This window comes from Mesorhizobium carmichaelinearum (assembly GCF_900199455.1).
Taxonomy (GTDB): Bacteria; Pseudomonadota; Alphaproteobacteria; order Rhizobiales; family Rhizobiaceae; genus Mesorhizobium; species Mesorhizobium carmichaelinearum.
This window is the reverse complement of the sequence record NZ_FZQR01000011.1, coordinates 79,246-104,214: the sequence shown is the minus strand read 5'-3', so window position 1 is coordinate 104,214 and position 24,969 is coordinate 79,246. Positions and strand designations below refer to the sequence as shown.

Here is a 24,969-nt window from a genome sequence, read left to right as displayed (position 1 = left end):
GCCAAAAAGGCGAGATCACTCCACCCTCGTGGCATATCAGCAAAGGCACAACAAAAAGGGCGCCTTTCGGCGCCCTTTCCGTATCTGAAGCTGATGGAAGCGTGGATTAGAAGTCCATGCCACCCATGCCGCCCATGCCGCCGCCGCCCATGCCGCCAGGCATGCCGCCGCCAGCCGACTCCTTCTTCGGAGCCTCCGCGATCATGGCTTCGGTGGTGACGAGCAGGCCGGCGACCGAGGCCGCGTCCTGGAGAGCCGTGCGCACAACCTTGACCGGATCGACGATACCCATGGCGATCATGTCGCCATATTCGCCGGTCTGGGCGTTGTAGCCGAAGGTCGCGCCCTTGTTCTCAAGGATCTTGCCGGCAACGATCGAAGCTTCCGCACCGGCGTTCGAGGCGATCTGACGGGCCGGAGCCTGCAGTGCGCGACGCACGATGTTGATGCCAGCGGCCTGGTCGGCATTGGCGCCGGTGGCCTTGATGTTGGCCGAAGCGCGCAGCAGGGCCACGCCACCGCCTGCAACGATGCCTTCTTCCACGGCCGCGCGGGTCGCGTTGAGGGCGTCATCGACGCGGTCCTTCTTTTCCTTGACTTCGACTTCCGTCGCACCGCCGACGCGGATCACCGCAACGCCGCCGGCGAGCTTCGCCAGACGTTCCTGCAGCTTCTCCTTGTCGTAGTCCGAAGTGGTCTCTTCGATCTGCTGCTTGATCTGGGCAACGCGGCCCTGGATCTCGGCCTTCTTGCCGGCGCCGTCGACGATGGTGGTGTTCTCCTTGGAGATCGACACCTTCTTGGCGCGGCCGAGCATGTTGAGGCCGACGTTCTCGAGCTTGATGCCGAGGTCTTCCGAGATGACCTGGCCACCGGTGAGGATGGCGATGTCTTCCAGCATGGCCTTGCGGCGATCACCGAAGCCCGGAGCCTTGACGGCGGCGATCTTCAGGCCACCACGCAGCTTGTTGACAACCAGCGTGGCCAGGGCCTCGCCTTCGACGTCTTCCGAGATGATGAGCAGCGGCTTCGAGGTCTGCACGACGGCTTCGAGAACCGGCAGCATGGCCTGGAGGTTGGAGAGCTTCTTCTCGTGGAGCAGGATGTAGACGTCCTCGAGCTCGGCAACCATCTTGTCGGCGTTGGTGACGAAGTAGGGCGAGAGGTAGCCGCGGTCGAACTGCATGCCTTCGACGACTTCGAGTTCGGTCTCGGCGGTCTTGGCTTCCTCAACGGTGATGACGCCTTCGTTGCCGACCTTCTGCATCGCTTCCGCGATCATCTTGCCGACCGACTCGTCGCCATTGGCCGAGATGGTGCCGACCTGGGCAACTTCCTCGGAGGTCTTGATCTTCTTGGCAGCCTTGCCGAGCGCCGCGACGACTTCGGTGACGGCGAGGTCGATACCGCGCTTCAGGTCCATCGGGTTCATGCCGGCGGCAACCGCCTTGTGGCCTTCCTGGACGATCGACTGCGCCAGAACGGTCGCGGTCGTGGTGCCGTCGCCGGCGATGTCGTTGGTCTTCGAAGCAACTTCGCGGACCATCTGCGCGCCCATGTTCTCGAACTTGTCCTCAAGCTCGATTTCCTTGGCGACGGTGACGCCGTCCTTGGTGATGCGCGGGGCGCCGAACGACTTGTCGATGACGACGTTGCGGCCCTTGGGGCCGAGGGTCACCTTCACCGCGTCGGCGAGGATGTTGACGCCGCGCAGCATGCGCTCGCGGGCATCACGGGAGAATTTTACGTCTTTAGCAGCCATTTTTAAGCTCCTGGCAGGGGCTTGGGGTAAGCCCGGAATTCAGTTGACGGTGAGGCCGATGATCAGCCGATGATGCCCATAATGTCGGATTCCTTCATGATCAGAAGGTCTTCGCCATTGAGCTTGACTTCGGTGCCCGACCACTTGCCGAACAGGATGCGGTCGCCAGCCTTGACGTCCAGGGGGACCAGCTTGCCGCTTTCGTCGCGGGCGCCGGAGCCGACGGCGATGATCTCGCCTTCCTGCGGCTTTTCCTTCGCCGTATCCGGGATGATGATCCCGCCGGCGGTCTTGGATTCGGATTCGACCCGGCGAACGACCACGCGGTCATGAAGCGGGCGGAACTTCGACTTTGCCATTTTTTCTTCCTCGAATGAGAACGGTGAGAAACAGTTCCTCCGTCCGGCGAAACCGGACAACCTACAACGCCCGGCGGCGCCGGAGCTGTGGTTAGCACTCACCGAGGGCGAGTGCTAACGTGGCGCTGAAATAGGCCGCCGACCTCAGAGAGTCAAGGCGCGCGGGACGGGGCAATCGCGGGAAATTTTTCTCGTACAGCCGTGCGATCGCGCAAAATAAGGCTTGCCGCTCGAACGCAGCCCGAATGCTGCCCTGTCAATCGGAAGTCAATGTCTCAGAGGCAGCCCGATCTCACGAGTTTCAAGTTCAAGCATTAGGAGATCCAAGCACCAGTAGGGGGCAGCGTTCCGCCAGGGGATAAGAGCCGCTCGGCACGACGCGCACGTCGCCGAACCATCCGCTCGCCTCGTCGATCAGCATGGCCAGCGTCGCGAAGCTGTAGCTTATGTCGGAGCCGGCATAAACGTCGACCGTGTTGATCGAGGTCATGCTCCATCCTGTCCTTGCAGCAAGGGCTACGCGGTCGGGGAACAGGCTGTCGAAGGTGTCGCGGATCGTTCGCACCTTGATTGTGGAATCGCAGTCGTCGCTCGTGCACGCCATCGCGATGCGCCATTTGAGTGCGTGAAAATTCTCGACGCCGCCGGCCGTAACCAGAGCTTCGATGCTGTGCAGGTCATCCGCCGTTTCCGGCCGTGCAAAAACGCGGATCGCCGCACGCCTGCCGGGCTTCAGCACCCTTGCGATTTCGCCGAACAGCAAATTGCGTGCGGCCTTGGAATCGACCGCCGAGAGGCATCCGTCGCCGATGATCGCGTCGAAGCTTGCCCGCTGCAGGGGGAGGCTGAGCCAGTTTCCCGCCATCGCCTTTCGCGAGGCGTTGTCGCCGGCCCATACGCCGGAAATCATGGTTGCCGATTGATCGATCGCCAACATCGACCTGCCCAGGACAGCCAGTTCAGGCGTCACGCCGAGCAGAAGGACATCGGCATTTCCGAGATCAAGTTCGCGATCGAATATGCCGACAGTTTCCGCGGTCGGCCGCAGCGGTGCGTCCAGAAGCTTCCAGTGCCGATGATAGTTATCCCAATGATTTGTCATTCAAACCCGTTGGAGCCCAGGAAAGTCTGGCATCGATCGATTAGAGCCGCTTAATAGAAGCGGGCATTGAAGCCAAGGGGAAAGCCGTGTCGCGCATAGTCGTCATAACGCATGAGCATGACCGGTTCCTGGGCAAGCGCAACCTGATGTTGCGCAGGGGCAGCCCCTATCTGCTTTTCGATGTTCTGGAGGAATTGAAAAGGCGTGGCCATTCGGTCCGGATTCAACAGGGTCCGGCAAAGACACAGGATGCCGATATCGCGGTTCTGCATGTCGATGCGACAGTGACGCCCGCGGACTATGTCGACTATGCCAAGTGTTTTCCGTTCTGCCTCAATGTCGGGGCGGCCGACATCTCCAAACGGCGGATCAGCGGGGCTCTGCTATCGGAAGTCGACGCCTGGCAAGGCCCGGTCATCGTCAAAAGCAACCTCAACAATCAGGGCATTCCAGAGACACTCCTCAACCGGCGATCGAAGCGTGCGGGCAAACCGCCGCCTTTTCCGCTTCTGCCTACCCTGCGGCCCTATCAGGTCTATGGATCTCTTGGCGAGGTTCCGGATGGCGTCTTCGAGAATGATGATCTGGTCGTGGAAAAATTCATTCCCGAAAGAGAACCCGACGGCTTTGCCGCGCGTTTCTGGGTGTTTTGCGGAGACCGCGAGCGTTGCACCCGCTACGTCTCGCCAAACAGCCTGGTCAAGGCGTCGGAAACGATCCGGCGTGAGCCCGTCCCGGTACCCGACGAAATGCGCCAGCGGCGGCGTGAGCTCGGCTTCGACTATGGGAAATTCGATTTCGTCATGCATGAGGGCAGGGCCATCCTGCTCGACGCCAACAAGACCCCCGGCCGTCCCCAGAACCTGGTGAAAATGTTCGCGGCCGGCGCTGCCGAGTTGGCCGACGGCTTCGAAGGCCTTATCCGCCGGGCGAGATAGGTCACAACGGACCGATCGTCATTGCGCCGGCCTACAGAAACAGCCGCAATTGGGTGTGGATGATCGACCGGTAATCCTCGATGGTCCGGCGGCTTTCCGCTTCGCCCTCCGCAAGCGCCAGGCGCACCACGCCACCGGCGAGCTGGAAGATCAAAAGAACAATGCGTTCGAACTGCTCGTGTTTGCCCGGCTCGAGCAAGGTGATGACATGGTCGCAGAACATCTTGGCCTGATGGCGGGTTTCGGCGATGTCGAGATTCTTGAGCGCCTTGTCGGCCTGGATGGCGTTCTGCAGATCCTGGATGGCCGGATCGCCGGCAACGCGGCTGAGATAGTCGTCAAGCAGCCGGTCGGCCGCAACGATGACGTCCTTGGCTTCGCGGACATCGGCGATGATCGCAGTCAATCGCGCGCGGCTGACCTCCGAGAACCGCTCATAGAGCATTGCCAGGATCGCCGATTTGTTGGGGAAGTAGTGATAGACGGTGGCGATCGGCCCGCCCGCCAGCATCCCGACCTCCTTCATGGTGACGGCATCGATGCCTTTCTCGCCGATCAGCCGCATGGTCGTCGACAGGATGGCGTCGATGCGCTCGCGGCTGCGCTCCTGCTTGGGCTGGCGCCTCGGTTCGGTCGCTGTGCGCCTTGCTTCCGTCATGCACCGGTCTTTCGCACGAATTGCCAAATTCTGGTTGACAAAAAATATGATCAAGTATCAGTTTCCGAAATACTGACAGAGTGTCAGCTTTTTTGCCGTGCGGCAAGGACGTTGGGAGGCGGCTTTGACTTCGACAAGTGCCGGTGATGTGGGCGACGGCGACTGGCTGGTCGGCAATCCGACCGGCGGGCAGCTTGCCTCGGCCCTGTGGATCGGCTCGGTCGGCCTGCTCATTCTGGGACTCCAGCCCGTCCTGCTCGGTGCTCTCTACACCGAGGGCCATGTCAGCGGCGATGAGCTGGCGTTGGTCGCCACCGCCGAGATGATCGCCATTGCGATCGGTTCGGCTGTTGTGGCGATGCTGCTGTCGGCCCGCAACATGCGCCGGAAAAGTGCGATCCTCCTCGCCCTGCTGGCGCTGGCGAATGTCTGGACGGCCTATGCCGCCGGCGCCAATACGCTCATGGCGGCACGCGCTTTGGCCGGCCTTGCCGAAGGCGGCCTGGTCGCGGTCGCCACCGAATTGATCGCCCGTTCGCGGCGCGCCGAACGCATCGGTGGCTTTTTCGTCACCATGCAGACCTTGGCGCAATGCGCGCTTGCCCTGCTCTTGGCGCTCTATGTCATCCCCGCCGCCGGATCGGCCGGCGGCTTCCTCATTCTCGCGGTCGTCTGCGTCCTGTCGCTCGTGGTCGCCTTCATTGTCCCCGCTGACTACGCCGATCTGCCGAAGGACGAGAACCTGGCCAATGTGCTGACGGTTCCTTCGATCACCGCGCTGCTGTGCGTCTTCTGCTACTTCATGTTCTTCGGCTCCGTCTGGGCCTTTCTTGAGCCGCTTGGCGCGCAATTCGGCATCGATGGCCGCACCGTCGGGTTGATCGTCTCGGCCAGCCTCGCGGTGCAGGTCCTGGGCGCGATGACGGCGACCGTGTTCGAGGCGCGTATCGATTATCGCATTGCCATTGTGGTGATCGGCGTGGTGGCGCTTTTGTGTTCGCTGGTTCTCGCCAGCGGACCTGGCCTTACGACATTCTGGGTCGCCGCCCTGATCATGGGTTTTATCCTCCTGTTCATCGTGCCCTACCAGATCCGGCTGGCGATCACCGCGGATGAGACACGTACGGCCGTGCTGCTGGTGCCGGCCGCGCAGCTCTTCGGCCTGGCGATCGGGCCGGTTGCCGCGTCGCTGCTCATCGACGGCAAGGATTTTCGCCCGGTGCCGGAATTCGCCGCCGGCAGTGCCCTGGCCAGCGTGGCGCTGCTTGGCCTGTTTGTCTTCGTGGCGCGACGTCGCCGGGTTGTTGCGTGAGCGCCATGTCGAACATCTGGAGCAACTGGTCCGGCTATGTCACCGCCGAGCCGCAGCTGATCGCCAGTCCCGCCGATGCCGGCGAACTCGGCGATCTCATTCGCACCGCGCCCGGCCCGATACGCGTCGTCGGCGCCGGTCATTCCTTCACACCGCTGGTGAAATCCGAGGGCACGATCCTGTCTCTGGAAAAGCTGGAGGGGCTGGTTTCGCATGACGCTGCAAAGCATCAGGCGCGCGTACGGGCAGGGACGCGGCTCGGTTCGCTGATGCACATCCTGCAAGGCATCGGCCAAGGCCTGCCCAACATGGGCGACATCGACCGCCAGGCGATTGGCGGTGCGCTGGGAACCGCTACCCATGGCTCGGGACCGACGCTCGGCGCCTATCACACGCAATTGGAGACCGTGCAGATCGTTGATGGGCTTGGCAAGGTTCGCGACTTCACTAGGGTAGGGGACCAGGACACGATCCACGCCATCGGCGTCGCGCTCGGTGCGTTTGGCGTCTTGAGCGAAGTGACGCTGAACAACATTGCGACCTACCGGCTGCGCCGCCGCAAATGGGTGCTGCCGATCGCCGACATGCTGCGCGACTTCGAAAAGATGATGACCGCGCATCGCTCGGCCGAATTCTACTACATCCCGTTTTCCGGCTATGCGCAGTTCATCGCCAGCGACTTCAGCACCGAGGCGACCACCGCGCGCCCGACCGAGGATGATGAGGGCTCTTTGCGCACACTGCGCCGGTTGCGCACCGGACTTGCCTGGCTGCCGTCGCTGCGTCGCCGGCTGATCCTCGGCGCGGTCGCGAAAGTGCCGTCCGAGGACTATGTGCAGGACTGGCTCAACGTCTATGCCAGCGACCGGCAGACCAAATTCAACGAGATGGAATACCACCTTCCGTTCGAGGAGGGGCCGAAGGCGCTGGCCGAAATCATCGAGCTGACCGAAAAGCACTTTCCCGAAGTCTATTTCCCGATGGAGGTGCGCAGCGTCGCGGCCGATCAGTTCTGGCTCTCGCCCTTCTACAACAGGCCGACCTGCTCGATCGCCATCCATCATGATGCCGCGAGTGATCCGCTTCCCTTCATGCAGGCGGCCGAGCCGATTTTCCGCAGATATGGCGGCAGGCCGCATTGGGGCAAGATGCACAGCCTGAAGGCGGCGGACTTCAAGAAGCTATATCCGCGCTGGGACGATGCCATGGCGGTGCGCCGCGACATCGATCCGCAAAACCGCTTCGTATCGCCCTATATGGCTGGGCTGTTCGGCATCGAGCCCAGTCCTTTTGGCATCGAACGATGAGCGCCTATTTCGCCACGCTCTCGGAGGCGCTGAAGCAAGCCTGCATCTTTCAACCTTGCCTGCTGCTCGACCGCGATCGGCTGGATAGCAACATTGCCCTGGTGAAGGAGAGGCTTGATCCGGGCCTTGCCGTGCGGTTGGTCGACAAGTCGCTCGCTTGCCTGCCACTGCTTGCGCATATCGGCAAGGCGCTCGGCACGGATCGCTTCATGACCTTCCATCCGCCGATCAGCGCGGCGGTGCTGGAGGCGTTTCCGGATGCGGATCTGCTCTACGGCAAGCCGATGCCGGTTGGCGCGGCAAGGGCGGTGCTTTCCAGAGGCGATGTGGCCTGGTCGCGTGTCTGGTGGCTGATCGATACGCAGGAGAGGCTGGCTGAATATGGCGCGCTGGCAGCCGAGCTCGGCATCGAACTGCGCATCGCCTTCGAGATCGACGTCGGGCTGCATCGTGGTGGGTTTGCCAGCCCCGAGGCCTTGTCTAAGGCATTGAGTGCGCTGCCGGCGCACAAAGGGCTGCGCTGCGCAGGCGTCATGGCCTATGAGGCGCATGCGCCGCATATTCCTAGCCTGTTCGGTGGCCCGGCCAACGCGTTGGCGCAGGCCTCGGAACGAGCCGCCGCTTTCGTTGCGCGTCTCGGCGCCGACCAGCGGAGCATTCTCAACATTGGCGGCAGCAAGACCGCGCTGCTCCATCACGGCGGCGCTGCCAATGAAGTGTCGATGGGGTCGGCCTTCGTGCTGCCCAGCGATTTCGACACAGCTGGTCTCGAAGGTTTCCAGCCGGCGGCCTTCATCGCGACGCCGATCCTGAAGGTTGTAGAACCGATGCTGCCGGGTCCGCTGGCCGTTTCGCGCCTGCTGCAGGCGCTCGGCCGGTTTCCACGCAAGGGCTGCTACCTCTATGGCGGCAAATGGATGGCCGAACCGGTCTTTCCCCTGGGCATGAAGACGAACGGTTTGCTCGGTCTCTCATCCAACCAGCAATTCATGGGCTTGCAGGCCGATGCCACTGCCAGGCCCGGCGATTACGCGTTCCTGCGGCCGACGCAAAGCGAGGCCGTGCTGCAGCAATTCGGGCCGATCGCGGTGCTTTCCGGCGGCCGGATCGTTGATCGCTGGCCGGTGTTGTCGATAATGTGATCATGCCGATAATTGACTCAGTCAAGTAAATGGTTGATCCTGCGAGGGCAGGAGATACTCATGACGATTCATCATCAGCCCAACAACGATGCGCCCAACAAGCAGCTGATCGATGCGGTGCGGGCCTTCAACCGCTTCTACACCCGCCAGATCGGTCTGCTCGACGAAGGGCTGCTCAAAAGCGCCTTCTCGCTGACCGAGGCGCGCGTGCTCTACGAGCTGGCGCATCGCGACGGTCTGATCGCGACCGACCTTGGACGCGATCTCGGTCTCGATGCCGGCTATGTCAGCCGTCTGCTGAAAAAGTTCGAACGCCTTCACCTGATCTCGAGATCGACGCTGGTTTCGGACGCCAGGCAATCGTCGATTGCGCTGACCCAGGCGGGCAGGAATGCCTTCGCGCCGCTGAACAGGGATTCGCACGACCAGGTCGCGGCCTTGCTCGACCGGCTGCCTGCGTCGGAGCAGGACCGGCTGGTGAAATCCATGCGCACGGTCCAGGCTCTGCTGGGCGAAAGCGCCGAGCCAAGGATCCCTTATCTATTGCGACCGCTGCAGGTCGGCGACATCGGTTGGATCACCCGCCGGCAAGGGATGCTCTACACGCAGGACTATGGCTGGGACGAAACTTACGAGGCGCTGGTCGCTGAAATCCTCGCGGCGTTCGTCAAATCCTTCGATCCGAAATGGGAACGCAGCTGGATCGCCGAGCGCGATGGCGAGGTCGTCGGCTCGGTCTTCGTCGTGCGCAAATCGCCCGAGGTGGCCAAGCTGCGCCTGCTCTATGTCGAACCTTCGGCGCGCGGCCTCGGCATCGGCAAGCGGCTGGTCGAAGAATGCATCGGCTTTGCCCGCGCCAAGGGTTACAAGTCGCTGACCTTGTGGACCAACGACATCCTGACCGCCGCCCGGCACATCTACCAGGTGGCTGGTTTCAAACTGATCGAGGAAGAGCCTCACCATTCCTTCGGCAAGGATCTGGTCGGCCAGACCTGGGATCTCGACCTTTAGCGAAGCCTGTCCGACATCCGTTGCCATGATGCGCGGTTGTTGGCGGCTCGCGCCGATGCTATGGAACACGGGTCGAAAAGGACCCTGGAGCGGCAAACGGTAAGCCCGCTCCCTTCCACCGGCTGGAAGCTCCGTTCCCATGCAATATGGGAACCCACGGCAAGCCCACGGCGTGCTTTTACGCCCGGCTTGGCGTTCGGGGTTTTCGCGGATCGGCGTTCCTTCGTTTGCCAGGCGCCAACGAAGGAGAAGAGAGAATGCCCATCATTCGCGCCGAGACCGGCGTCATCACCCAGATCAATGTCTTCACCGTGCCCGAAGGCGGACAGCAGGCGCTGATCGACCTGCTGCACGAGGCGGCAATGAGTTGCCGCGGCATTCCCGGCTGGATGTCCGCCAGCCTGCACCGAAGTCTCGACGGCACGCGTGTCGTCAATTACGCCCAGGCGCACGACCATGCGGCCATGCGGCAGGTCTTCGAGCATTTGCGCAGCAACGGTTTTCTCGATCGCAACCAGGCCTTGGGCCAGGCCCATCCCGGCCTCTATGAGGTCGCCTGCACCGTGGAATAGGCGGAGCGGCGGACCGTCTCTTGGCCCATGCCAAGGGACGGTTGCTCGATATCTATGACTTGACCGGTATCCAGATCTCCAGCCCGCCATTGCCGCTGCGCGGATCGAACTCCGGGCCATAGCGTTCGAATTCCGGCGCGTCCGCTATTTCGTGCCCCGAGGCCGGCAGCCATTTGTTCCAGATCGTGTTGACGGTGCGGCGGATGGTCGAGATGTGTTCGCGATGCGCGAACACCGCATATTTCTGCGCCGGTATGCGCACGCGGCTGAATTCCCTGGGAAGGTCGGAGAAGTCTGAGACCTCGACACCGGCGATGTAATCGAAATTGCCGGCGTCGTCGCCATTCACGCAGACGCCATAGGCAACGTCGCCGGTCTCGCCCGGAATGTTGCCGATGTAAGGGCCGAAGCGCTGCCATTGCATCGGAATGGCAGCACTGGTCTCGCAGCTGTAGCGCTCGCCGAGCCCGGCGATCAGGAATGGCCGGCTGGTCTCGAAGCGTGGTGGTTCGAGGTTGGCAAGAAAGGACTGGTCCATCAGGATCGGCTCCACGAGGTCGAGGGTTTTGGTCGAGCCCTGCGCACGCACCAATTCCGGCGTCGTGCCGAACTGGTCGCGGAAGGCCCGGGTGAAAGCCTCATGCGAGTTGTAGCCGGCATCGAGCGCCACCGAGAGGATGTCGGGCGCCCCGCCGGCCAATCTGCGCGCCGCCTCGGTCAGCCGGCGCGCCCGCGCGTAGCCCATGACCGACCGGCCGGTGGCGGCGCCGAAGGCGCGCGTCACATGAAAGCGCGACACGCCGCTGCTCGCCGCGACGTCGTCAAGACTGATCGCCTCCGGCAGATGGCTTTCGACAAACCACAGTGCTTTCTCGGTCGGGTTCATGGCTCTCCTTCTCGCATCGGCCGGATCATATTGCCACCTCGCCACGCCGCCAGTTTGATCGAAATTGCGCAGCACCTAGATTTGGCCGGGAAAGCCATCGAAGCGATTGCGCAAACGTTTCGATGGCACTATGCTTCATCAAAATCCGCCAAAGCCAATGAGAGCGGACTGGAACGCATCATCAGGGAGGAGCGCTTGCCAGCACTCCGTTTGTGCCGCCATGCCGACAATGGCTGAGGTCGCGCGCCGCGCTGGCGTGTCGGTTTCGACAGTCTCGCATGTCATCAATCGCACCCGCTTTGTCTCGCCGGAGAAGGCGCGGCTCATCAATGATGCAATCGCCGCGATGGGCTATCAGCCCAACGAGCTGGCGCGGTCGCTGAAAGTGGCCTCGACCAACAGCGTCGGCCTGGCGATCTCGGCGATTTCCAACCCCTATTTCACCGATATCATCTGCGCAGTGGAGGCCGAATGCGCGCGCCTCGGCCTCATGGTGTTCCTGTCCGACACGCAGGAAGACCCTGACCGCGAGCTTTCGGTGGTGCGCGCCTTCCACCAGCGGCGGGTCGACGGCGTTATCCTGGCGCCGTCGGGCGCGCCGCAGCGGGCCATCGACTACCTGGCCGAGAAGAAACTGCCTTGCGTGCTCATCGACCGTTTCGCCGACGAGCGCTTCGACCAGATCGGCGTCGAGAACCAGTCGTCGATGCGCGCGCTGATCGATCATGTCGCCGCCTTCGGCCACAAGCGCATCGGCTATATCGCCGGCCAGCCGGGCCTGGCGACGACGCGCGAACGCATCGAGGCCTTTCGCGCCTCGCTGGCCGCCAATGGACTTGAATGCCTGCCGCACTATGTTTCGCCGGATAATGTCGACACGGCGAGCGCGACGGCATCGACCCATGCGATCCTGTCCCTGCCGTCGCCGCCCACCGCACTGGTCACGGGCAACAACATGACGACGATCGGAGCGGTGCGGGCGATTCGAGAACGCGGCCTCTCAATACCGGGAGACCTCTCGCTCGCCGGCTTCGACGACTTCGAATGGGCTGATTGCTTCGAGCCGCGGCTGACGCTGGTCGCGCAGCCCTGCACCGAGATCGGACGGCAGGCGGCAGCCTTGCTGTGCGCCCGCATCGCATCGACCGGCCTGGAGCCGCAGGCAGTACGGCTGCAGGCGGTGCTGCAGGTCCGAGAGTCCTGCGCGAGGCCGGCCCCATGAGGTCAGCCCCCATGAGGTCAGCATGAGCGCGCCGCTGCTTTCCGTTACCGGTGCTGTCAAACGCTTCGGCGGCGTTCAGGCGCTGCGCGGTGTCGACTTCGACTTGAAGGCCGGCGAGATCCATGCGCTGCTCGGCGAGAACGGCGCCGGCAAATCCACGCTGATGAACCTGTTGTCGGGTGTCTACACGCCCGATGAAGGTACCATCCACATCGACGGCAAGCCGGTCGCCTTCAACAATCCGCGCGAGGCGCAGGCGGCCGGTATCGCCACCATTTTCCAGGAGCTCGACCTCGTGCCGACGCTCGACGTGGCGGCCAACTTGTTCCTCGGCCGCGAATTGATGCGGCCTGGCGGCTTCCTCGACGTGCCGGCGATGCGTAGCGAGGCTCGTAGGCGGCTCGAAGCCATCGAGTTGGCCATCGACCCGGCCAGCATGGTGGCGAACCTGTCGATCGGCCAGCGCCAGGTCGTGGCGATTGTCAAGGCGCTGTCCTACGCCTCGCGCGTGCTCATCATGGACGAGCCGACGGCGGCGCTCACGGTGGGTGAGGTCGACCGGCTGTTCGACATCATGCGCAAGCTCGCCGCCAGCGGCGTCGGCATCGTCTACATCTCGCATCGCCTGGAAGAGGTGCCGCAGATCGCCGACCGGGTGACGGTCATGCGCGACGGCCGCGTCGCCGGCGTCACCGAGCCGCACGCCCCACAGGCCGAGCTGGTCCGGCTTTTGGTCGGGCGGCCGCTGGACGAGCTTTATCCCGAACGGTCAAGGGCGGCCGGCAATACGTTGCTCAGCCTGCGCGATGCGCGCTTCAGGCTCGCCCATGAAAGCGCTGGTTGGCAGCCGCCGGCTGGCGTCTCGCTCGACGTCAAGGCCGGCGAGATCGTCGGGCTGGCCGGGATCATGGGGGCAGGGCGCACCGAGCTGCTCAGCGCGCTCTACGGCACCGGCCTGTCCGGCCGCTGGGAAGGCGAGGTCGCCATCGATGGCCGGTCGGTGAAACTCGATTCCATCAAGGCCGCGCGCGACGCCGGCATCGCCTTCGTCACCGACGACCGGCGCGGCAGCGGGCTGATGCTGAGAATGGCGGTGGGCCTCAACCTGGTCATGTCGGTCATCCGCCGCATCTCACCCTTCGGCCTGATGTCGTCGCGCCGCCAGGCGGATGCGGTGAAGCAGTCCTTTGGCCAGTTCGATATCAGGCCGAAGAATCCCGACATCGCTGTCGGCGCGCTGTCCGGCGGCAACCAGCAGAAGGTGGTGCTGGCCAAGGAGATCCTCGGCAATCCCCGGCTGTTGCTGCTCGACGAGCCGACTCGCGGCGTCGACGTCGGTGCCAAGGGCGAAATCTACGCGCGGCTCAGGCAGTTGGCGGCGCAAGGGCTCGGCATCCTGGTCGCCTCCAGCGAGATGCCGGAGCTGATCGGTCTGTGCGACCGGATCGTCGTGCTGCGCGAAGGGCGCAACGTGGCGGAATTCATCGGCGGCGTCGACGAGCACACGGTGCTTGACGCGGCAAATGGCAGGGAGGCCTGATGTCTGAACAGAAGATCTCGGAGGCAAGCGGTCCGGTGGCCGCGGCACCGGTGCATCGCGATCCGCTCGCTTTGGTGGTGCGCTTCCAGAGCCTGATCGGCCTGGTCGTGGTGGCGATCGGCGGCATCATCTTCTCACCGCGCCGGCATGGCCAGATACTGTTCCTCGACCCCGACAACATCGCCAACATCGTGCGCGCCGTGTCGGAGACCGGCATCATCGCCATCGGCATGACCTTCGTCATCATCACCGCCGGCATCGACCTGTCGGTTGGCGCGGTGCTCGGCCTGTCCAGCGTCGTCACGGCATCGATGATGATCTCGGGCGGTTTCGGGCTCATTCCCACCATCCTCGCGGTGCTCGTCATGGGCATCGTCTTTGGCGCGATCCAGGGCACCATCTCCACCCGGTTCCGGCTGGAGCCGTTCATCGTCACGCTCGCCGGCCTGCAGGCGGCGCGCGGCCTGGCGCTGGTCGTGTCGGGCAACCAATACATCAACATTTCCTATGGCGACGGGCCGGGCCTGGCACCGCCGGTGTTTGCGATCCTCGGCGAGCGGCTGTTCAACAACACCGTGCCGGTCGCCACCATCGTCTTCATCGTCTTTGCCGCGATCGCGACGATCGTGCTCAACACCACGCGCTTCGGCCGCTATGTCTTTGCCGTCGGCGGCAATGAGCGCGCGGCGCGCATTTCCGGCGTGCCTGTCTCGATGGTGAAGATCTCGGTCTATGCCATCACCGGCTTTGCCGCCGCTCTTGCCGGCATCGTGCATGCCGGCCAGTTCAATTTCGGCAGCGCCAATGACGGCATGGGCTACGAACTCACCGCGATCGCCGCCGTGGTCATCGGTGGCACCAGCCTGTTCGGCGGCGCCGGCTCGATGGTGGGCACCGTCGCCGGCACCATCATGCTGGGCGCGCTCGCCAATATCCTGCAGCTCAACAACATCACGCCCGCCATGCAGTTGCTCGCGACCGCCGCGATCATCGTGCTGGCCGCAGTGCTTCAATCCCTCGTTCGCCGCCGCGAGGGTTTGGGTCGTTAGGAGGAAAGCGGCAGCAAGTTGAAGTCAAACCAAGGTCTGGCCCCCGGCCCGACGAGGAGGAGAGTGAGTATGAAAACCATAAGACAAGGAACGAGGCGCGCGCTTCACGCCATGCTTCTGGCAGGCGCTGGCCTGTGCATTGCGGGAGCCGCCCAGGCTGCCGAACCGTTGGTCAAGGCCTGCGCCAAGGACGGCCAGTTCATCATCGGCTTTTCGCAGGCGAACAATGCCGAGCCCTACCGCCAGCATGTCAATGACGAGCTGACGGCGGCGGCCAAGGAAGTACCGGGCTTTACGCTGCAGATCGCCGACGGCGCCGGCAACGTCAACACGCAGACCTCGCAGGTCGACAACTTCATCACCCAGAAAGTCGATCTGCTGCTGATCTCGCCCTTCGAGGCGGCACCGCTGACGCCGGCAGTGAAGCGCGCCATGGATGCCGGCATCCCTGTCATCGAGCTCGACCGCAAGACGGTCGGCGATCCCGGCAAGGACTACACTGCCTTCATCGGCGGCGACAATTACAAGATCGCGCTCGAAGCCGGAAAATACACCGCCAAGACCTTGCTGCCGGACGGCGGCGAGGCGGCGGTGCTGGAAGGCTTGCCGAGCTCGACGCCGGCAGTGGAGCGGCTGAACGGCTTCAAGGACGGCGTCAAGGAGAATGCCAAGATCCAGGTCGTGGCCGAGCAGGCCGCCGACTGGGTGCCGGACAAAGCCCAGACCGCCTTCTCGGCCATGCTCCAGGCGCATCCCGATATCAAGGTGCTCTACGCCTCGAACGACATGATGGCGGCCGGCGCGTTGCTTGCCGCCAAGGGCGCAGGCAAGCAGGTCAAGATCATCGGTACCGACGGCTTGCCAGGCCCGGCAGGCGGCATCGAGGCGGTGGCCAAGGGCGACTGGGCGGCGACCTTCACCTATCCGACGGGCGCCAAGGAAGCGATCGAGATGTCGAAGAAGATCCTGCTCGATTGCGCTACTTCGGTGGATACGACGGTCACCGTCGACACGACCGCGATCACGCCGGAGAACGCCAAGCAGCTGGCGGGGAAGTAAGCCCGTCTGCCTGTAGACCATCCGATCCAGGGCGGGTTCACGCGAACCCGCCCTGTCTACGTTCGCAACCTTCTCCGGCACTCGAAGGGTGGTGGCAAAGGATTGACAGCGACAGAGGATATGTCTTTAACAGTTCTGTTATTACATAACAGACGGAGATGTTGTATGCGCCTTCTCTGACGAGGTCGCAGGCTGCTGGTGCCACGATGGTGACAGGACCAGTCGAAAAGAATCGTTGCGATGCGTCCGGGGCAAAACTACGATTGCCCGGTGATGGTCCCCGCGCCGAAAGGCAAGGGGTGAAAAGGGAACACGGTGAGACCCTCAAAGGTCGAGACCGTGGCTGCCCCCGCAACTGTAAGCGGTGAGCAAGATCCGAAATGCCACTGGCCGGCAAGGCTGGGAAGGCAGGATTGCGCCGAGACCCGCGAGCCAGGAGACCTGCCATCACTGAGTTGACCGGACGGGGTGTGCCGGGAGGAAACGTGGACGTCGGTCTTGTCGGCCGGCTCGCCAACATCCTTCCGTCGCCAGTTTTGGAAAGTGACGGAAAGTTGGACGGCTCCATCGATCATCGCATCATCGTGTGCACGCTTTGCCGTGACGTCCCGACCGGCATCAGGTCGGGCGAAAGCCTGTGCGCCGATTTGCGCTCCCGGCTCTCGGCCCATCATGAACCCGCCGTGGCGCATGGCTTCACGATCGAAGGCGTCGAGTGCATGGCGGGCTGCGCGCGGCCGCTGACGGTGGCCTTCCAGGCGCCGGGCAAGGCTTCCTATCTTTTCGGCTCCATCGACGCCGGTGATCTCGTGCGATTTGCAAGGCTATACGCCTCGCTCGCTGACGGCTGGTGCAATTCCGGACAACGTCCGCCGCGACTGGCGGGCAAGACGCTGGCCCGTATCCCCGGCCCGGCCAAGTTTGCGGGTGACAGCCGATGACAATGCCGCTTCTCGAAGCGCACGACCTCTGCGCGATGGCGAATGGCCGCGACCTGGTCCACGCCGTCAGCCTGTCGGTGGCCAAAGGCGATCGCGTTGCCATTATCGGCCCCAATGGCGCCGGCAAGACCACGCTGCTGCGCATGCTGTCGGGCATGCTCAGGCCAACTGCGGGCGAGGTGAAGCTTGGCGGGCGGCGCCTGGACAGGATCTCGACCGCCGAGCGGGCCCTGCACATCGCCGTCGTCGGCCAGACCGACCAGCCGGACCCGCGGCTGGCGGTGATCGACTATGTCGAGCTCGGCCGCGTCCCGCATGCCGGACTGAGGCGCAGGAGCGAGGAACGCGACATTGTCGTCGACGCGTTGCGCCGGACCGGCCTGTTGCCGCTGCTTGGCCGCAGCATCGGCTCGCTGTCGGGCGGCGAACGCCAGCGCGCCCAGCTGGCGCGCGCCATCGCGCAGCAACCGAAAGTGCTGTTCCTCGACGAGCCGACCAATCATCTCGACCCGCGCGCCCGTGGCGAACTGCTCGAACTCGTGTCCGGCTTCGGCATGACGGTGATCGCGGTGCTGCACGATCTGGCTCTGGTGGCGCCCTTCGCCACCAGGGTCGCGGTGATGCACGAAGCGCGGCTGCATGCGCTGGCCGCGCCGCGCGAGGCGCTGACCCAAAAACTGATCCGCGAGATTTTCGGCGTCGACGTATTTCGCCTGCGCCATCCCACCGAGGACCGGGAACTGACCGTGTTCGATGTTCCGAACCGTGCCGCGCCGCTGTCCTGATCAAACCTATCCTTCATCCGATACTGTTCAATCAAGGAGCAAAATCCGTGAAACGTCTCGTCTTGTCGCTTGTCTTCTCGCTGCTGGCCTCGACGGCCTTCGCCTTCCCGGTCACCGTCGACAGCTGCGGCAAGCCTCTGACCTTCGACGCGCCGCCCAAGCGCGCCGTCATCCACGATCTCAACATGGCCGAGATGGCCTTCGCGCTGAAGCTGCAGCCGTCGATCGTCGGCCTGACCGGCATCACCGGATGGTACAAGGTCGGTCCGGAATTCAAGGCCGAGCAGGGTTCCATTCCGGAACTGGCGCCAAAATATCCGACGCTCGAAAACCTCGTCGCGGTCGAGCCCGATTTCTTCTTCGCCGGCTGGTACTATGGCATGAAGCCGGGCGGCGACGTGACGCCCGACACGCTCGCCCCGCACGGCATCAAGACGCTGGTGCTGAGCGAAAGCTGCGTCCATCTCGACAAGACCAGGCCCGCCGCCTCGATGGATCTTCTGTATGGCGACGTCGAAAAGCTGGGCAAGATTTTTGGCAAGGAGGCCGATGCGGAAAAGCTCGTCTCCGGCTGGAAGGCGCAATTGGCTGATATCACCGCCAAGGTCGGCAGCGCCAAGGGGACGCGGGTCTTCCTCTACGATTCCGGGGAGGACAAGCCGTTCACCGCCGGAAAATTCGCCATCCCGAGCGCCATGATCACGGCGGCCGGCGGCGACAACATCATGGCCGACATGGACACCAGCTGGGGCAATACTGACTGGGAAACGGTGGCGTCGCGCAATCCGCAATTCCTTATCCTGCTCGATTACCAAGATGGCGGCGGCTACAAGAAACTGCTCGATTTCCTCAAAGCGCATCCGGCAATGAAGGAGACGGACGCGGTCAAGAACGAGCGCTTCGTGGCGCTGCGCTATGCCGAATTGACGCCCGGGCCGGCAAACATCGAAGCGATCGCCAAGATCGCCAAGGCGATGCATCCGGAAGCGTTCTGATGCTTCTTGCCCCGGGGCATAAATCCGGCGCGCTTTCAGGGCACAAGGGATTTGCGCTGGCCATGGCAGCGGGCACGGTGGCGGTCGTCGCCCTCGTGCTCATGTCGATCGCCTATGGATCGACACTGATCCCGCTGACCGACGTCATCGCCTCGCTTGGCCATGCCGTCGGGTTGAACGGGCACCAGGTGTCGGGTCCGGTCGGCAAGATCGTCGTCGATCTCAGGCTGCCACGCACGATCCTGGCAATCTGTGTCGGCGGCGGCCTCGGCATAACAGGCGCCTTGCTGCAGACGGTGACCCGTAACGATCTTGCCGATCCCTTCCTGTTCGGTCTGTCGTCGGGAGCCGCTGCCGGTGCGGTTTCCGTCATCACCGTGTTCGGCGACAGTTTTGGCATCTGGACCTTGTCGGTCGCCGCCTTCACCGGCGGCATACTGGCCGCCGGCATTGTCCTGCTGCTGGTCGCGCGGGTGCGGGGGCAGGGGCCGGAACGGCTGATCCTCGCCGGCCTTGCCGTCTCCTTCCTGTTCACCGCCCTGACCAACTATCTGGTCTTTGCCGGCGACCAGCGCGCCGCCCATTCGGTGCTGTTCTGGACGATGGGCGGGCTCGGGCTGGCGCGCTGGGACAATGTCTGGCTGGGTGCCTTGGGGGCCGGCACTATTGCGGTTTACGGGCTGTGGAACCACCGCAGGCTGGACGCCTTCCTGGCCGGTGAAAGTGCCGCAGAAAGCCTTGGCGTGCCGGTGGTGCGTATGCGCCGGACGACGTTCCTCATCGCCGCCTTCTCGACGGCGATTCTCGTCTCGGTCGCCGGTGTCATCGGCTTTGTCGGGCTGATGATCCCGCACCTGTCGAGGCCGCTGGCCGGTCCCTTGCATCTGCGCCTGATCGCCAGCTGCGCGCTATTCGGCGCGGTGCTGTTGCTGGCCAGCGACCTTCTGGCGCGAACCCTGCTGCCGCCGCAGGAACTGCCCATCGGCATCATCACCAGCTCGCTCGCTGCCTTCTTCGTCGTCACGCTGGTTGTCCGCAACCGGCTCTGATCGCAAGAGCAATTCCAGAAAAAGTGTGAAGCGGTTTTCCCGGGAAAGCGCGTAGCGCTTTCCCTAGGGAATCGCGTTAAAACAAAGAGGCCAGAGTTTCCCGGTTCAGACCGTCCAGAAATAGCGCACGATGTGAAAGAAGATCGGGGCGGCGAAGATCAGGCTGTCGGTACGGTCCATCATGCCGCCATGGCCTTCGATGAGATGGCCCCAGTCCTTGACGCCCTGGTCGCGCTTGATGGCCGAGGCGACCAACCCGCCTAGAAAACCCATCGAACAGGCGACGAAGGCGACACAAGCCGCCTGCAGCGGCGAGAACGGCGTCACGAACGACAGAAGCGCGCCGAGCAGGCTCGCCGACACCAGTCCGCCGATCAGGCCTTCCCAGGTTTTCGACGGCGATACGGTTGGCGAGAAACGGTGTTTTCCGAACAGCTTGCCGAAGATGTATTGCAGCACGTCGCTGCCTTGCACGACGATGATCAGGAAGGCGATCAGCAACAGGTTGCGGCCTTCGAAGCCCGGCACGTCGAGCGTCAGCAGCGCTGGAACATGGCTGACGCAATAGACCGAGATCATGACAGCCCATTGCTGCGCGGCGATCCGCTCGAGAAAGCGCTCGGTGTCGCCATGCAACGCGGTGATGGCCGGCATCAGCAGGAAGCAATAGACCGGAATGAAGATGACGAAGAGGCCGTACCAGGCGGTCCACACCAGCCAGTACTGAAACGGGATGATGATGCCGAACATGCCAAGCAGCACCCAATGGTCGCTGCGGCGCGTGTGCGTCAGCGTCACGAATTCGCGCAGCGACGCAAACGAGATCAGCGCGAACAGGATGGTCAGCCCGTAGCGGCCGAAAAAGAAGGCGACCGTCATCAGCGCCACCATCACCCACCAGGCGTTGATGCGCTGGGTGAGATTGACCAGCGTCGAACTGAGCGGCTTCGGCGCGCGCGCCGACAGTATGGCGGCGACGATGCTGGCAGTCGTCAGCACCACCAGCAGGCCGATGATCAGGATCGAGATGTCGTGGCGCATCAATCGTCTCGTTCGGGACGCGGGTTGAGCGCCAGAAGCGTGGCGTGGGCACGGTCGAGAAAGGCGCGCCGTTCTTCGCCTGGGGCGACCGTCACCGGCGCGCCGAAGACGACGCGGCACAAGAGAGGCACCGGCAGGAACTGGCCCTTGGGCAGCACGCGCGACATGTTCTCGATCCAGCATGGGATCAGCTCGACCTCCGGCCGCGCCATCGACAAATTGTAGAGCCCGGAGCGGAAGGCCAGCAGCGGCTCCTCGGTCATGTTGCGGGTGCCTTCGGGAAACAGGATCAGCGAGTGGCCCTGGTCGAGGACCGACAGCATGATCTCGATCGGGTTTTCCTCGGGCTTCGTCCATTGCCGGTTGATGAGCACGGACGACAGCATGTCCTCGGCGATAAAGCGGCGCAGCCGCGATTTTCCCCAATACTCGCCGGCTGCCACGGCATGGGTGATCGCGCGCTCCTTTTCGCTGAGGCACGCCGACAAGAGGATGAAGTCGCCATGGCTGGTGTGGTTGGCGAAATAGATGCGCTGCCGGTCCGACGGCTGGCTGCCGTTCCAGATCGGACGCACCCCAGTCACCACCCAGGCCAGCGCCGAGAGGCCAACGGAGGTTACCGTCTGCAGCAGGGTGAAGGTCTTTAATGCAATCTTGCTCATCGCGGCGCCCAAAATCCCGCTGCGAAAAGCATCACAACGAACAGGCCAAAGGCTATGCGTTGCCTGGTGAGCAACCGGCGCGTGCCGGCCATGCGCTCGTCGAGCGGACGTGTGAAGGGCGGCAGCGGTTTCAAGCGCATGCGCGCCAATATGTCATCCACCGCGGCACCACCGGAAGTCTCGTCGTCATGGCTGGCCATCAGCCGGAACAGCAGCGCGTCGAATGCCAGCAATGCAGACAGCGCCAGCACGGCGACCGCGCTCGCCGCGGCGAGCGATAGCGCGAGCGCCGCGTGCAAGGTCTCGAAGGCGCCGCGCGCCGAAGCGGCCAGCGGCGCAAGGATGTTCGCGGCCACCACGAATGCGGCCGGCCAGGCGGCCTGCCGCATCAGCATGCCGGCGAAGCGATCGGTGCTTTCCTGATAGGCATTGCCGGTCATGACGCCGCCCGTTCCGTGGCCTCGGCAAGATGGACCGGCCGGCCGGCGGTCGTCAGCATCTCGCGAGCCAGGGCCAGTGTCTTGGCCCTGCCGGTCGCCACCAGCCATTCGGCGACAACGCCGGCACTGCGCTGGAAGCCCAGCGCGCAGCAGACAAGCACAGTGCCGTGGCGTCGCGCACTCTCCAGCGCGTCGGCTGCCTGCTGCTGTGTCATCACAGGCGGCGGCAACAGGTCGACCATCGGCAAGCTGATCCAGCGGCACGTCGCTCCCGCCGGTCTTCCAAGTTCGGCGGCGAGGTCGATGACCGTGCCGAAGCTGTTGGCCTCGCTTGCTGTGGGAAAGCGCCCGAGAAAGACGCCGTCGGCCACCGCGACCTGGGGCGAAAGATGACGTGTCCAGGCCCAAATATTTGTCCTGGCGCCGAGGCGGTAGGGCAGGAGCAAGATGCGGCTTGCCAGCGTGATGCTGCCATCCGCGGATTTCTGGAACACCTTGGCGCCGGCTCCGGCATAGGCGAAGGCGACGATGGCCAGCGCCAAAGCCGGCCAAAGCAGGACGAGCGCGACAGCGAAAAAGAATGCGCCGAGCGCGGCGCCGGCCAGCGCAACGATGGCGCCCAGCGCATAGAAGAGCGCCAGCCGGCGGGCTTTCGCGTCGCTGGTCAGCCGGGTGCCCGAAAACGGCAATTCGCCACTGCGCGGAAACAGCCACAGCGCGAAGAAGCCGAGCAGCGCGCCGGTCGGGATGTCGATGAAATGATGCTGCCAGGTCGTCAGCACCGAGGCGCCGATCAGGAAGCACCAGCCATGCCAGAGCGGCAGCAGAAAGCCACCGAGGCGGTGGCGCCAATGGTCCCAGATGATCACCAGCAGAGCGATGTGCAGCGAGGGTGCCTGATTGAACGGCTTGTCGAAACCGCCAAGCACGGCAAACATGAAACCCGGCAGGCCGGTCGTTTGCGGCCGCACGAATGTCGCGGTCAGCGGGAACAGGATGAAGCAAGTGACGGCGACGATTTGCGCGGTGAGAAAGCGGCCGGCCAGGCGGTCGACCCCTTGCCGGTTGTCGTTGAGCAGCAGCGACAGGCCGTAGAACAGATTGATCGACCAGTAGGGCACGATCGTCCAGGCGACGAACGGGATATTGTGTTCCCAGGAGAACACGATGCTGCCGACATCGTCGCGCCGCGACGCCAGCCAGTTGGCGAAGCCATAGGTCAGGTAGAAGAACGGCGCCAGGAACGCCAGCCACAACGCTGCCCTGACGACCACCCGGCTGTAGGGTTCGGCGGCTATTGTGGCTGCGGATTGCGAAGCTTCAGGGTCAGTCGGCATGCCTCGGCTGGTCCTACAGGCGCCGTGCGACCGAGACGGTGAAGATGCCCCACTGGTCGATGCGCTGGTCGAGTTTTTCGAAACCGGCGGCTTCGACGAGCTGGTCCATTTCGCCTTGCGTGCGCCGGCGCATGACCCAGGCCTGGCCGCCGCGATGCGAGGTCAGGCTGCGCGCGATCATCTCCAACTGTGGATGCCAGGGCTGGTTGGTGTATAGGAGCAGGCTGCCCGGTTGCATGGTGCGGGCCAGTCCACCGAGCGAGCGGGCGATCATCGCATTGTCCGAGAACAGTTCGTAGAGGCCGGAAACGATGGCGAGGTCCGGCGCCGGATCGATCGCGGCGAGCATGTCGGCATCGAAAGCGTCGGCGCGCTGGAACGAGACGCTGGCCGGCAATTGCCGCTCGGCGATCAGCTTGCGGCCAAGCCCGACATTGAGGTCGGAATAATCCTGCAGACGCACGCTTGCCGGCTGGTCCGGGCTCTTCACTATGGCATCGAGAACGTAGCGGCCGTGGCCGGCGGCGATGTCGAGGATGTGCGCCGGCTGGCCGGCGGCCTTGAGTGTCGACAGCGCGGCGCCGATCAGTTCTTCGAGATGCAGCTTGCGCTGACGGATGCCGCGCCAGCCGATGGCCTCCAGGAAGATGCGGTCGATGAAACGGCCAATCGGCGTCAGACCCCGCGCGTCGTTCTCGTAGACATAATCCAGCGTCGAGCCGGAATCGAAGCCGGTGGTGACGCCGGCCTTCATGCCCGACGAGACCCAGGCGCCCATGCGGATGGAGGCGCGGCTGAACGCCCAATAGAGGCCCTTGGGCGACAACAGGTCGAGCGGCGAGGCAAGCCTGTCGGCCTCGTCGCGCGTGTAGCCGGTGATATCAGCCTGCTTCAGGTCGACCGGTGCGTCCGGCGCCGTGAACTGCCTGGTGAGGAACGGCCGGATCAGGTCGAGGGCCTGCGCCCGGTCGCGCTCGCCCAGCGTGTCGTGGAAGAAACCCGGCAACACATGGCGTTCCTTGGTCCGGCTGCCGAGATTGACGAAGAATTCGTGTTGCGGGCCATGGCGCACCACCCAGTCGCTTCCCGAGAGCAGAAGCTGCGTCGGCACGGTGATGGCGCGGGCGTCGGCAACGATACGGGCGGCATGCTGGTAGAGTTCGACCAGGATGTTGGAGGCGATCGGCCGCGTGATCAGCGGATCGCTCTCGAAAGAGGCGATGCGCACGGGATCATGGGTCAGGAATTTCGCCTTGACGTAGGAGTTGACGAAGAAACGCCCCTTGAGCTTTTGCCAGAGCGCGATGCCCTCCTTGGCGAATGGCACGTAGAGCTTGACCGAAAAGGCCGGCGAGGCCAGCACCATGGCGCGCAGTTTCGGCGCGTAATCGTGCACCCAGGCGGCGGCAAGCACGGCGCCGAAAGACTGCGCGATCAGCGCGACATCCTGCGTGGCGAAGCCGTCTCTGGCCGCGATCTCGCGCATGAAGCAATCGATGTCGCGCACCAGCGCCGAGAAGGACGGAGCATAGCCGCGTTCGCCGGATGAACGGCCATTGCCGCGGGCATCCCAGGCGTAGAAGGCATGATCCGGCATCCGCAGTTCGTCGACGAGATGGGCCATGCGGCCGCCATGCTCATGGCCGCGATGGAAGAGCACCACCGCGCCCTTGGCATCGGCGGAGGCAGCCGGCCAGAACCGGTAGAAGATTTCTGTTCCGTCATGGCTGTGGAAGACACGCTCCTGTGCTTGCCGTCCAAGGCTCTCCGCAGCCGCTGCAATCGGTCCGTGCATCATGG

25 protein-coding genes and 1 riboswitch are annotated in these 24,969 nt (G+C 63.8%); of the genes, 15 read left to right on the top strand and 10 right to left on the bottom strand.

Features of this window, described 5'->3' with window-relative positions:
- Nucleotides 1-106: 106 nt before the first annotated feature.
- The 3 genes from groL to CKW40_RS24320 form a co-directional block, all read right to left on the bottom strand.
- Nucleotides 107-1,762: a chaperonin GroEL gene (gene groL, locus CKW40_RS24330; protein WP_091577362.1), complete on the bottom strand. Its 1,656-nt coding sequence runs from the start codon at nt 1,760-1,762 to the stop codon at nt 107-109.
- 62 nt (nt 1,763-1,824) lie between these two features.
- Nucleotides 1,825-2,121 carry a co-chaperone GroES gene (groES, locus tag CKW40_RS24325; RefSeq protein WP_010915433.1) on the bottom strand — a complete coding sequence of 99 codons (297 nt, stop codon included), beginning with the start codon at nt 2,119-2,121 and terminating at the stop codon, nt 1,825-1,827.
- Between the two features lie 307 nt (nt 2,122-2,428).
- On the bottom strand, nt 2,429-3,223 hold the full coding sequence (locus tag CKW40_RS24320; protein ID WP_095202395.1) for a class I SAM-dependent methyltransferase: 795 nt from the start codon (nt 3,221-3,223) through the stop codon (nt 2,429-2,431).
- Between the two features lie 86 nt (nt 3,224-3,309).
- On the opposite strand from CKW40_RS24320, the gene CKW40_RS24315 reads away from it, so the two are divergent.
- The gene (locus CKW40_RS24315) at nt 3,310-4,161 is read left to right on the top strand and encodes a hypothetical protein (RefSeq protein WP_095202394.1); all 852 of its coding nucleotides are present in this window, start codon (nt 3,310-3,312) and stop codon (nt 4,159-4,161) included.
- A 31-nt stretch (nt 4,162-4,192) separates the two neighbouring features.
- Here CKW40_RS24315 and CKW40_RS24310 read toward each other — a convergent pair whose 3' ends face one another.
- The gene (locus tag CKW40_RS24310; RefSeq protein WP_095202393.1) at nt 4,193-4,819 is read right to left on the bottom strand and encodes a TetR/AcrR family transcriptional regulator; all 627 of its coding nucleotides are present in this window, start codon (nt 4,817-4,819) and stop codon (nt 4,193-4,195) included.
- Between the two features lie 124 nt (nt 4,820-4,943).
- Between CKW40_RS24310 and CKW40_RS24305 the strand changes: the two genes are divergently transcribed.
- From CKW40_RS24305 to CKW40_RS24285, 5 genes are all read left to right on the top strand, one after another.
- Complete coding sequence (locus tag CKW40_RS24305) at nt 4,944-6,131, top strand: MFS transporter (RefSeq protein WP_095202392.1); 1,188 nt, start codon at nt 4,944-4,946, stop codon at nt 6,129-6,131.
- Between the two features lie 5 nt (nt 6,132-6,136).
- Nucleotides 6,137-7,438, top strand: a complete 1,302-nt coding sequence (locus CKW40_RS24300) for a D-arabinono-1,4-lactone oxidase (protein WP_095202556.1) — start codon at nt 6,137-6,139, stop codon at nt 7,436-7,438.
- Entirely contained in the window at nt 7,435-8,580 is a 1,146-nt protein-coding gene (locus CKW40_RS24295; RefSeq protein WP_095202391.1) for a DSD1 family PLP-dependent enzyme, read from the top strand. The genes CKW40_RS24300 and CKW40_RS24295 overlap by 4 nt, the downstream gene beginning before the upstream one ends.
- A gap of 60 nt (nt 8,581-8,640) precedes the next feature.
- On the top strand, nt 8,641-9,591 hold the full coding sequence (locus CKW40_RS24290; protein ID WP_095202390.1) for a bifunctional helix-turn-helix transcriptional regulator/GNAT family N-acetyltransferase: 951 nt from the start codon (nt 8,641-8,643) through the stop codon (nt 9,589-9,591).
- Between the two features lie 257 nt (nt 9,592-9,848).
- Nucleotides 9,849-10,163, top strand: coding sequence for an antibiotic biosynthesis monooxygenase family protein (locus tag CKW40_RS24285; RefSeq protein ID WP_095202389.1), 315 nt, complete (start codon nt 9,849-9,851; stop codon nt 10,161-10,163).
- 52 nt (nt 10,164-10,215) lie between these two features.
- Here CKW40_RS24285 and CKW40_RS24280 read toward each other — a convergent pair whose 3' ends face one another.
- On the bottom strand, nt 10,216-11,049 hold the full coding sequence (locus CKW40_RS24280) for an AraC family transcriptional regulator (protein WP_095202555.1): 834 nt from the start codon (nt 11,047-11,049) through the stop codon (nt 10,216-10,218).
- A gap of 54 nt (nt 11,050-11,103) precedes the next feature.
- On the opposite strand from CKW40_RS24280, the gene CKW40_RS43880 reads away from it, so the two are divergent.
- The 9 genes from CKW40_RS43880 to CKW40_RS24240 all read left to right on the top strand — a co-directional run bounded on the left by CKW40_RS43880 (nt 11,104) and on the right by CKW40_RS24240 (nt 19,689).
- A complete protein-coding gene (locus CKW40_RS43880; protein ID WP_179298087.1) occupies nt 11,104-11,286 on the top strand; it encodes a hypothetical protein in 183 nt (60 codons plus the stop codon).
- Complete coding sequence (locus CKW40_RS24275; protein ID WP_244571271.1) at nt 11,279-12,271, top strand: LacI family DNA-binding transcriptional regulator; 993 nt, start codon at nt 11,279-11,281, stop codon at nt 12,269-12,271. The genes CKW40_RS43880 and CKW40_RS24275 overlap by 8 nt, the downstream gene beginning before the upstream one ends.
- A gap of 22 nt (nt 12,272-12,293) precedes the next feature.
- Nucleotides 12,294-13,811: a sugar ABC transporter ATP-binding protein gene (locus CKW40_RS24270; protein WP_095202387.1), complete on the top strand. Its 1,518-nt coding sequence runs from the start codon at nt 12,294-12,296 to the stop codon at nt 13,809-13,811.
- Nucleotides 13,811-14,860, top strand: a complete 1,050-nt coding sequence (locus tag CKW40_RS24265) for an ABC transporter permease (protein WP_095202386.1) — start codon at nt 13,811-13,813, stop codon at nt 14,858-14,860. The genes CKW40_RS24270 and CKW40_RS24265 overlap by 1 nt, the downstream gene beginning before the upstream one ends.
- A 69-nt stretch (nt 14,861-14,929) precedes the next feature.
- Nucleotides 14,930-15,919 (top strand): substrate-binding domain-containing protein, encoded by a 990-nt coding sequence (locus tag CKW40_RS24260; RefSeq protein WP_095202385.1) that lies wholly within the window; start codon nt 14,930-14,932, stop codon nt 15,917-15,919.
- 257 nt (nt 15,920-16,176) lie between these two features.
- Nucleotides 16,177-16,382: riboswitch (cobalamin riboswitch) on the top strand.
- Nucleotides 16,383-16,404: 22 nt separating this feature from the next.
- Nucleotides 16,405-16,860, top strand: coding sequence for a DUF1636 family protein (locus CKW40_RS24255; protein ID WP_244571270.1), 456 nt, complete (start codon nt 16,405-16,407; stop codon nt 16,858-16,860).
- Entirely contained in the window at nt 16,857-17,645 is a 789-nt protein-coding gene (locus CKW40_RS24250; protein ID WP_095202384.1) for an ABC transporter ATP-binding protein, read from the top strand. The genes CKW40_RS24255 and CKW40_RS24250 overlap by 4 nt, the downstream gene beginning before the upstream one ends.
- 47 nt (nt 17,646-17,692) lie before the next feature.
- Nucleotides 17,693-18,640, top strand: coding sequence for an ABC transporter substrate-binding protein (locus CKW40_RS24245; protein ID WP_095202383.1), 948 nt, complete (start codon nt 17,693-17,695; stop codon nt 18,638-18,640).
- Complete coding sequence (locus CKW40_RS24240) at nt 18,640-19,689, top strand: FecCD family ABC transporter permease (protein WP_179298091.1); 1,050 nt, start codon at nt 18,640-18,642, stop codon at nt 19,687-19,689. The genes CKW40_RS24245 and CKW40_RS24240 overlap by 1 nt, the downstream gene beginning before the upstream one ends.
- A 105-nt stretch (nt 19,690-19,794) precedes the next feature.
- On the opposite strand, the gene CKW40_RS24235 is transcribed toward CKW40_RS24240, so the two are convergent.
- Genes CKW40_RS24235 through CKW40_RS24215 form a run of 5 tightly spaced genes read right to left on the bottom strand, consistent with a single transcriptional unit; the run spans nt 19,795 to nt 24,967 of the window.
- Nucleotides 19,795-20,730: a phosphatidate cytidylyltransferase gene (locus tag CKW40_RS24235; RefSeq protein ID WP_095202381.1), complete on the bottom strand. Its 936-nt coding sequence runs from the start codon at nt 20,728-20,730 to the stop codon at nt 19,795-19,797.
- A complete protein-coding gene (locus CKW40_RS24230) occupies nt 20,730-21,392 on the bottom strand; it encodes a lysophospholipid acyltransferase family protein (protein ID WP_095202380.1) in 663 nt (220 codons plus the stop codon). Before CKW40_RS24230 ends, CKW40_RS24235 begins: the two co-directional genes overlap by 1 nt.
- Nucleotides 21,389-21,832: a hypothetical protein gene (locus CKW40_RS24225; RefSeq protein WP_095202379.1), complete on the bottom strand. Its 444-nt coding sequence runs from the start codon at nt 21,830-21,832 to the stop codon at nt 21,389-21,391. Before CKW40_RS24225 ends, CKW40_RS24230 begins: the two co-directional genes overlap by 4 nt.
- Nucleotides 21,829-23,169 (bottom strand): phosphatase PAP2/dual specificity phosphatase family protein, encoded by a 1,341-nt coding sequence (locus tag CKW40_RS24220; RefSeq protein ID WP_095202378.1) that lies wholly within the window; start codon nt 23,167-23,169, stop codon nt 21,829-21,831. Before CKW40_RS24220 ends, CKW40_RS24225 begins: the two co-directional genes overlap by 4 nt.
- Nucleotides 23,170-23,182: 13 nt before the next feature.
- The gene (locus CKW40_RS24215) at nt 23,183-24,967 is read right to left on the bottom strand and encodes a bifunctional alpha/beta hydrolase/class I SAM-dependent methyltransferase (protein ID WP_439331004.1); all 1,785 of its coding nucleotides are present in this window, start codon (nt 24,965-24,967) and stop codon (nt 23,183-23,185) included.
- Nucleotides 24,968-24,969: the final 2 nt, after the last annotated feature.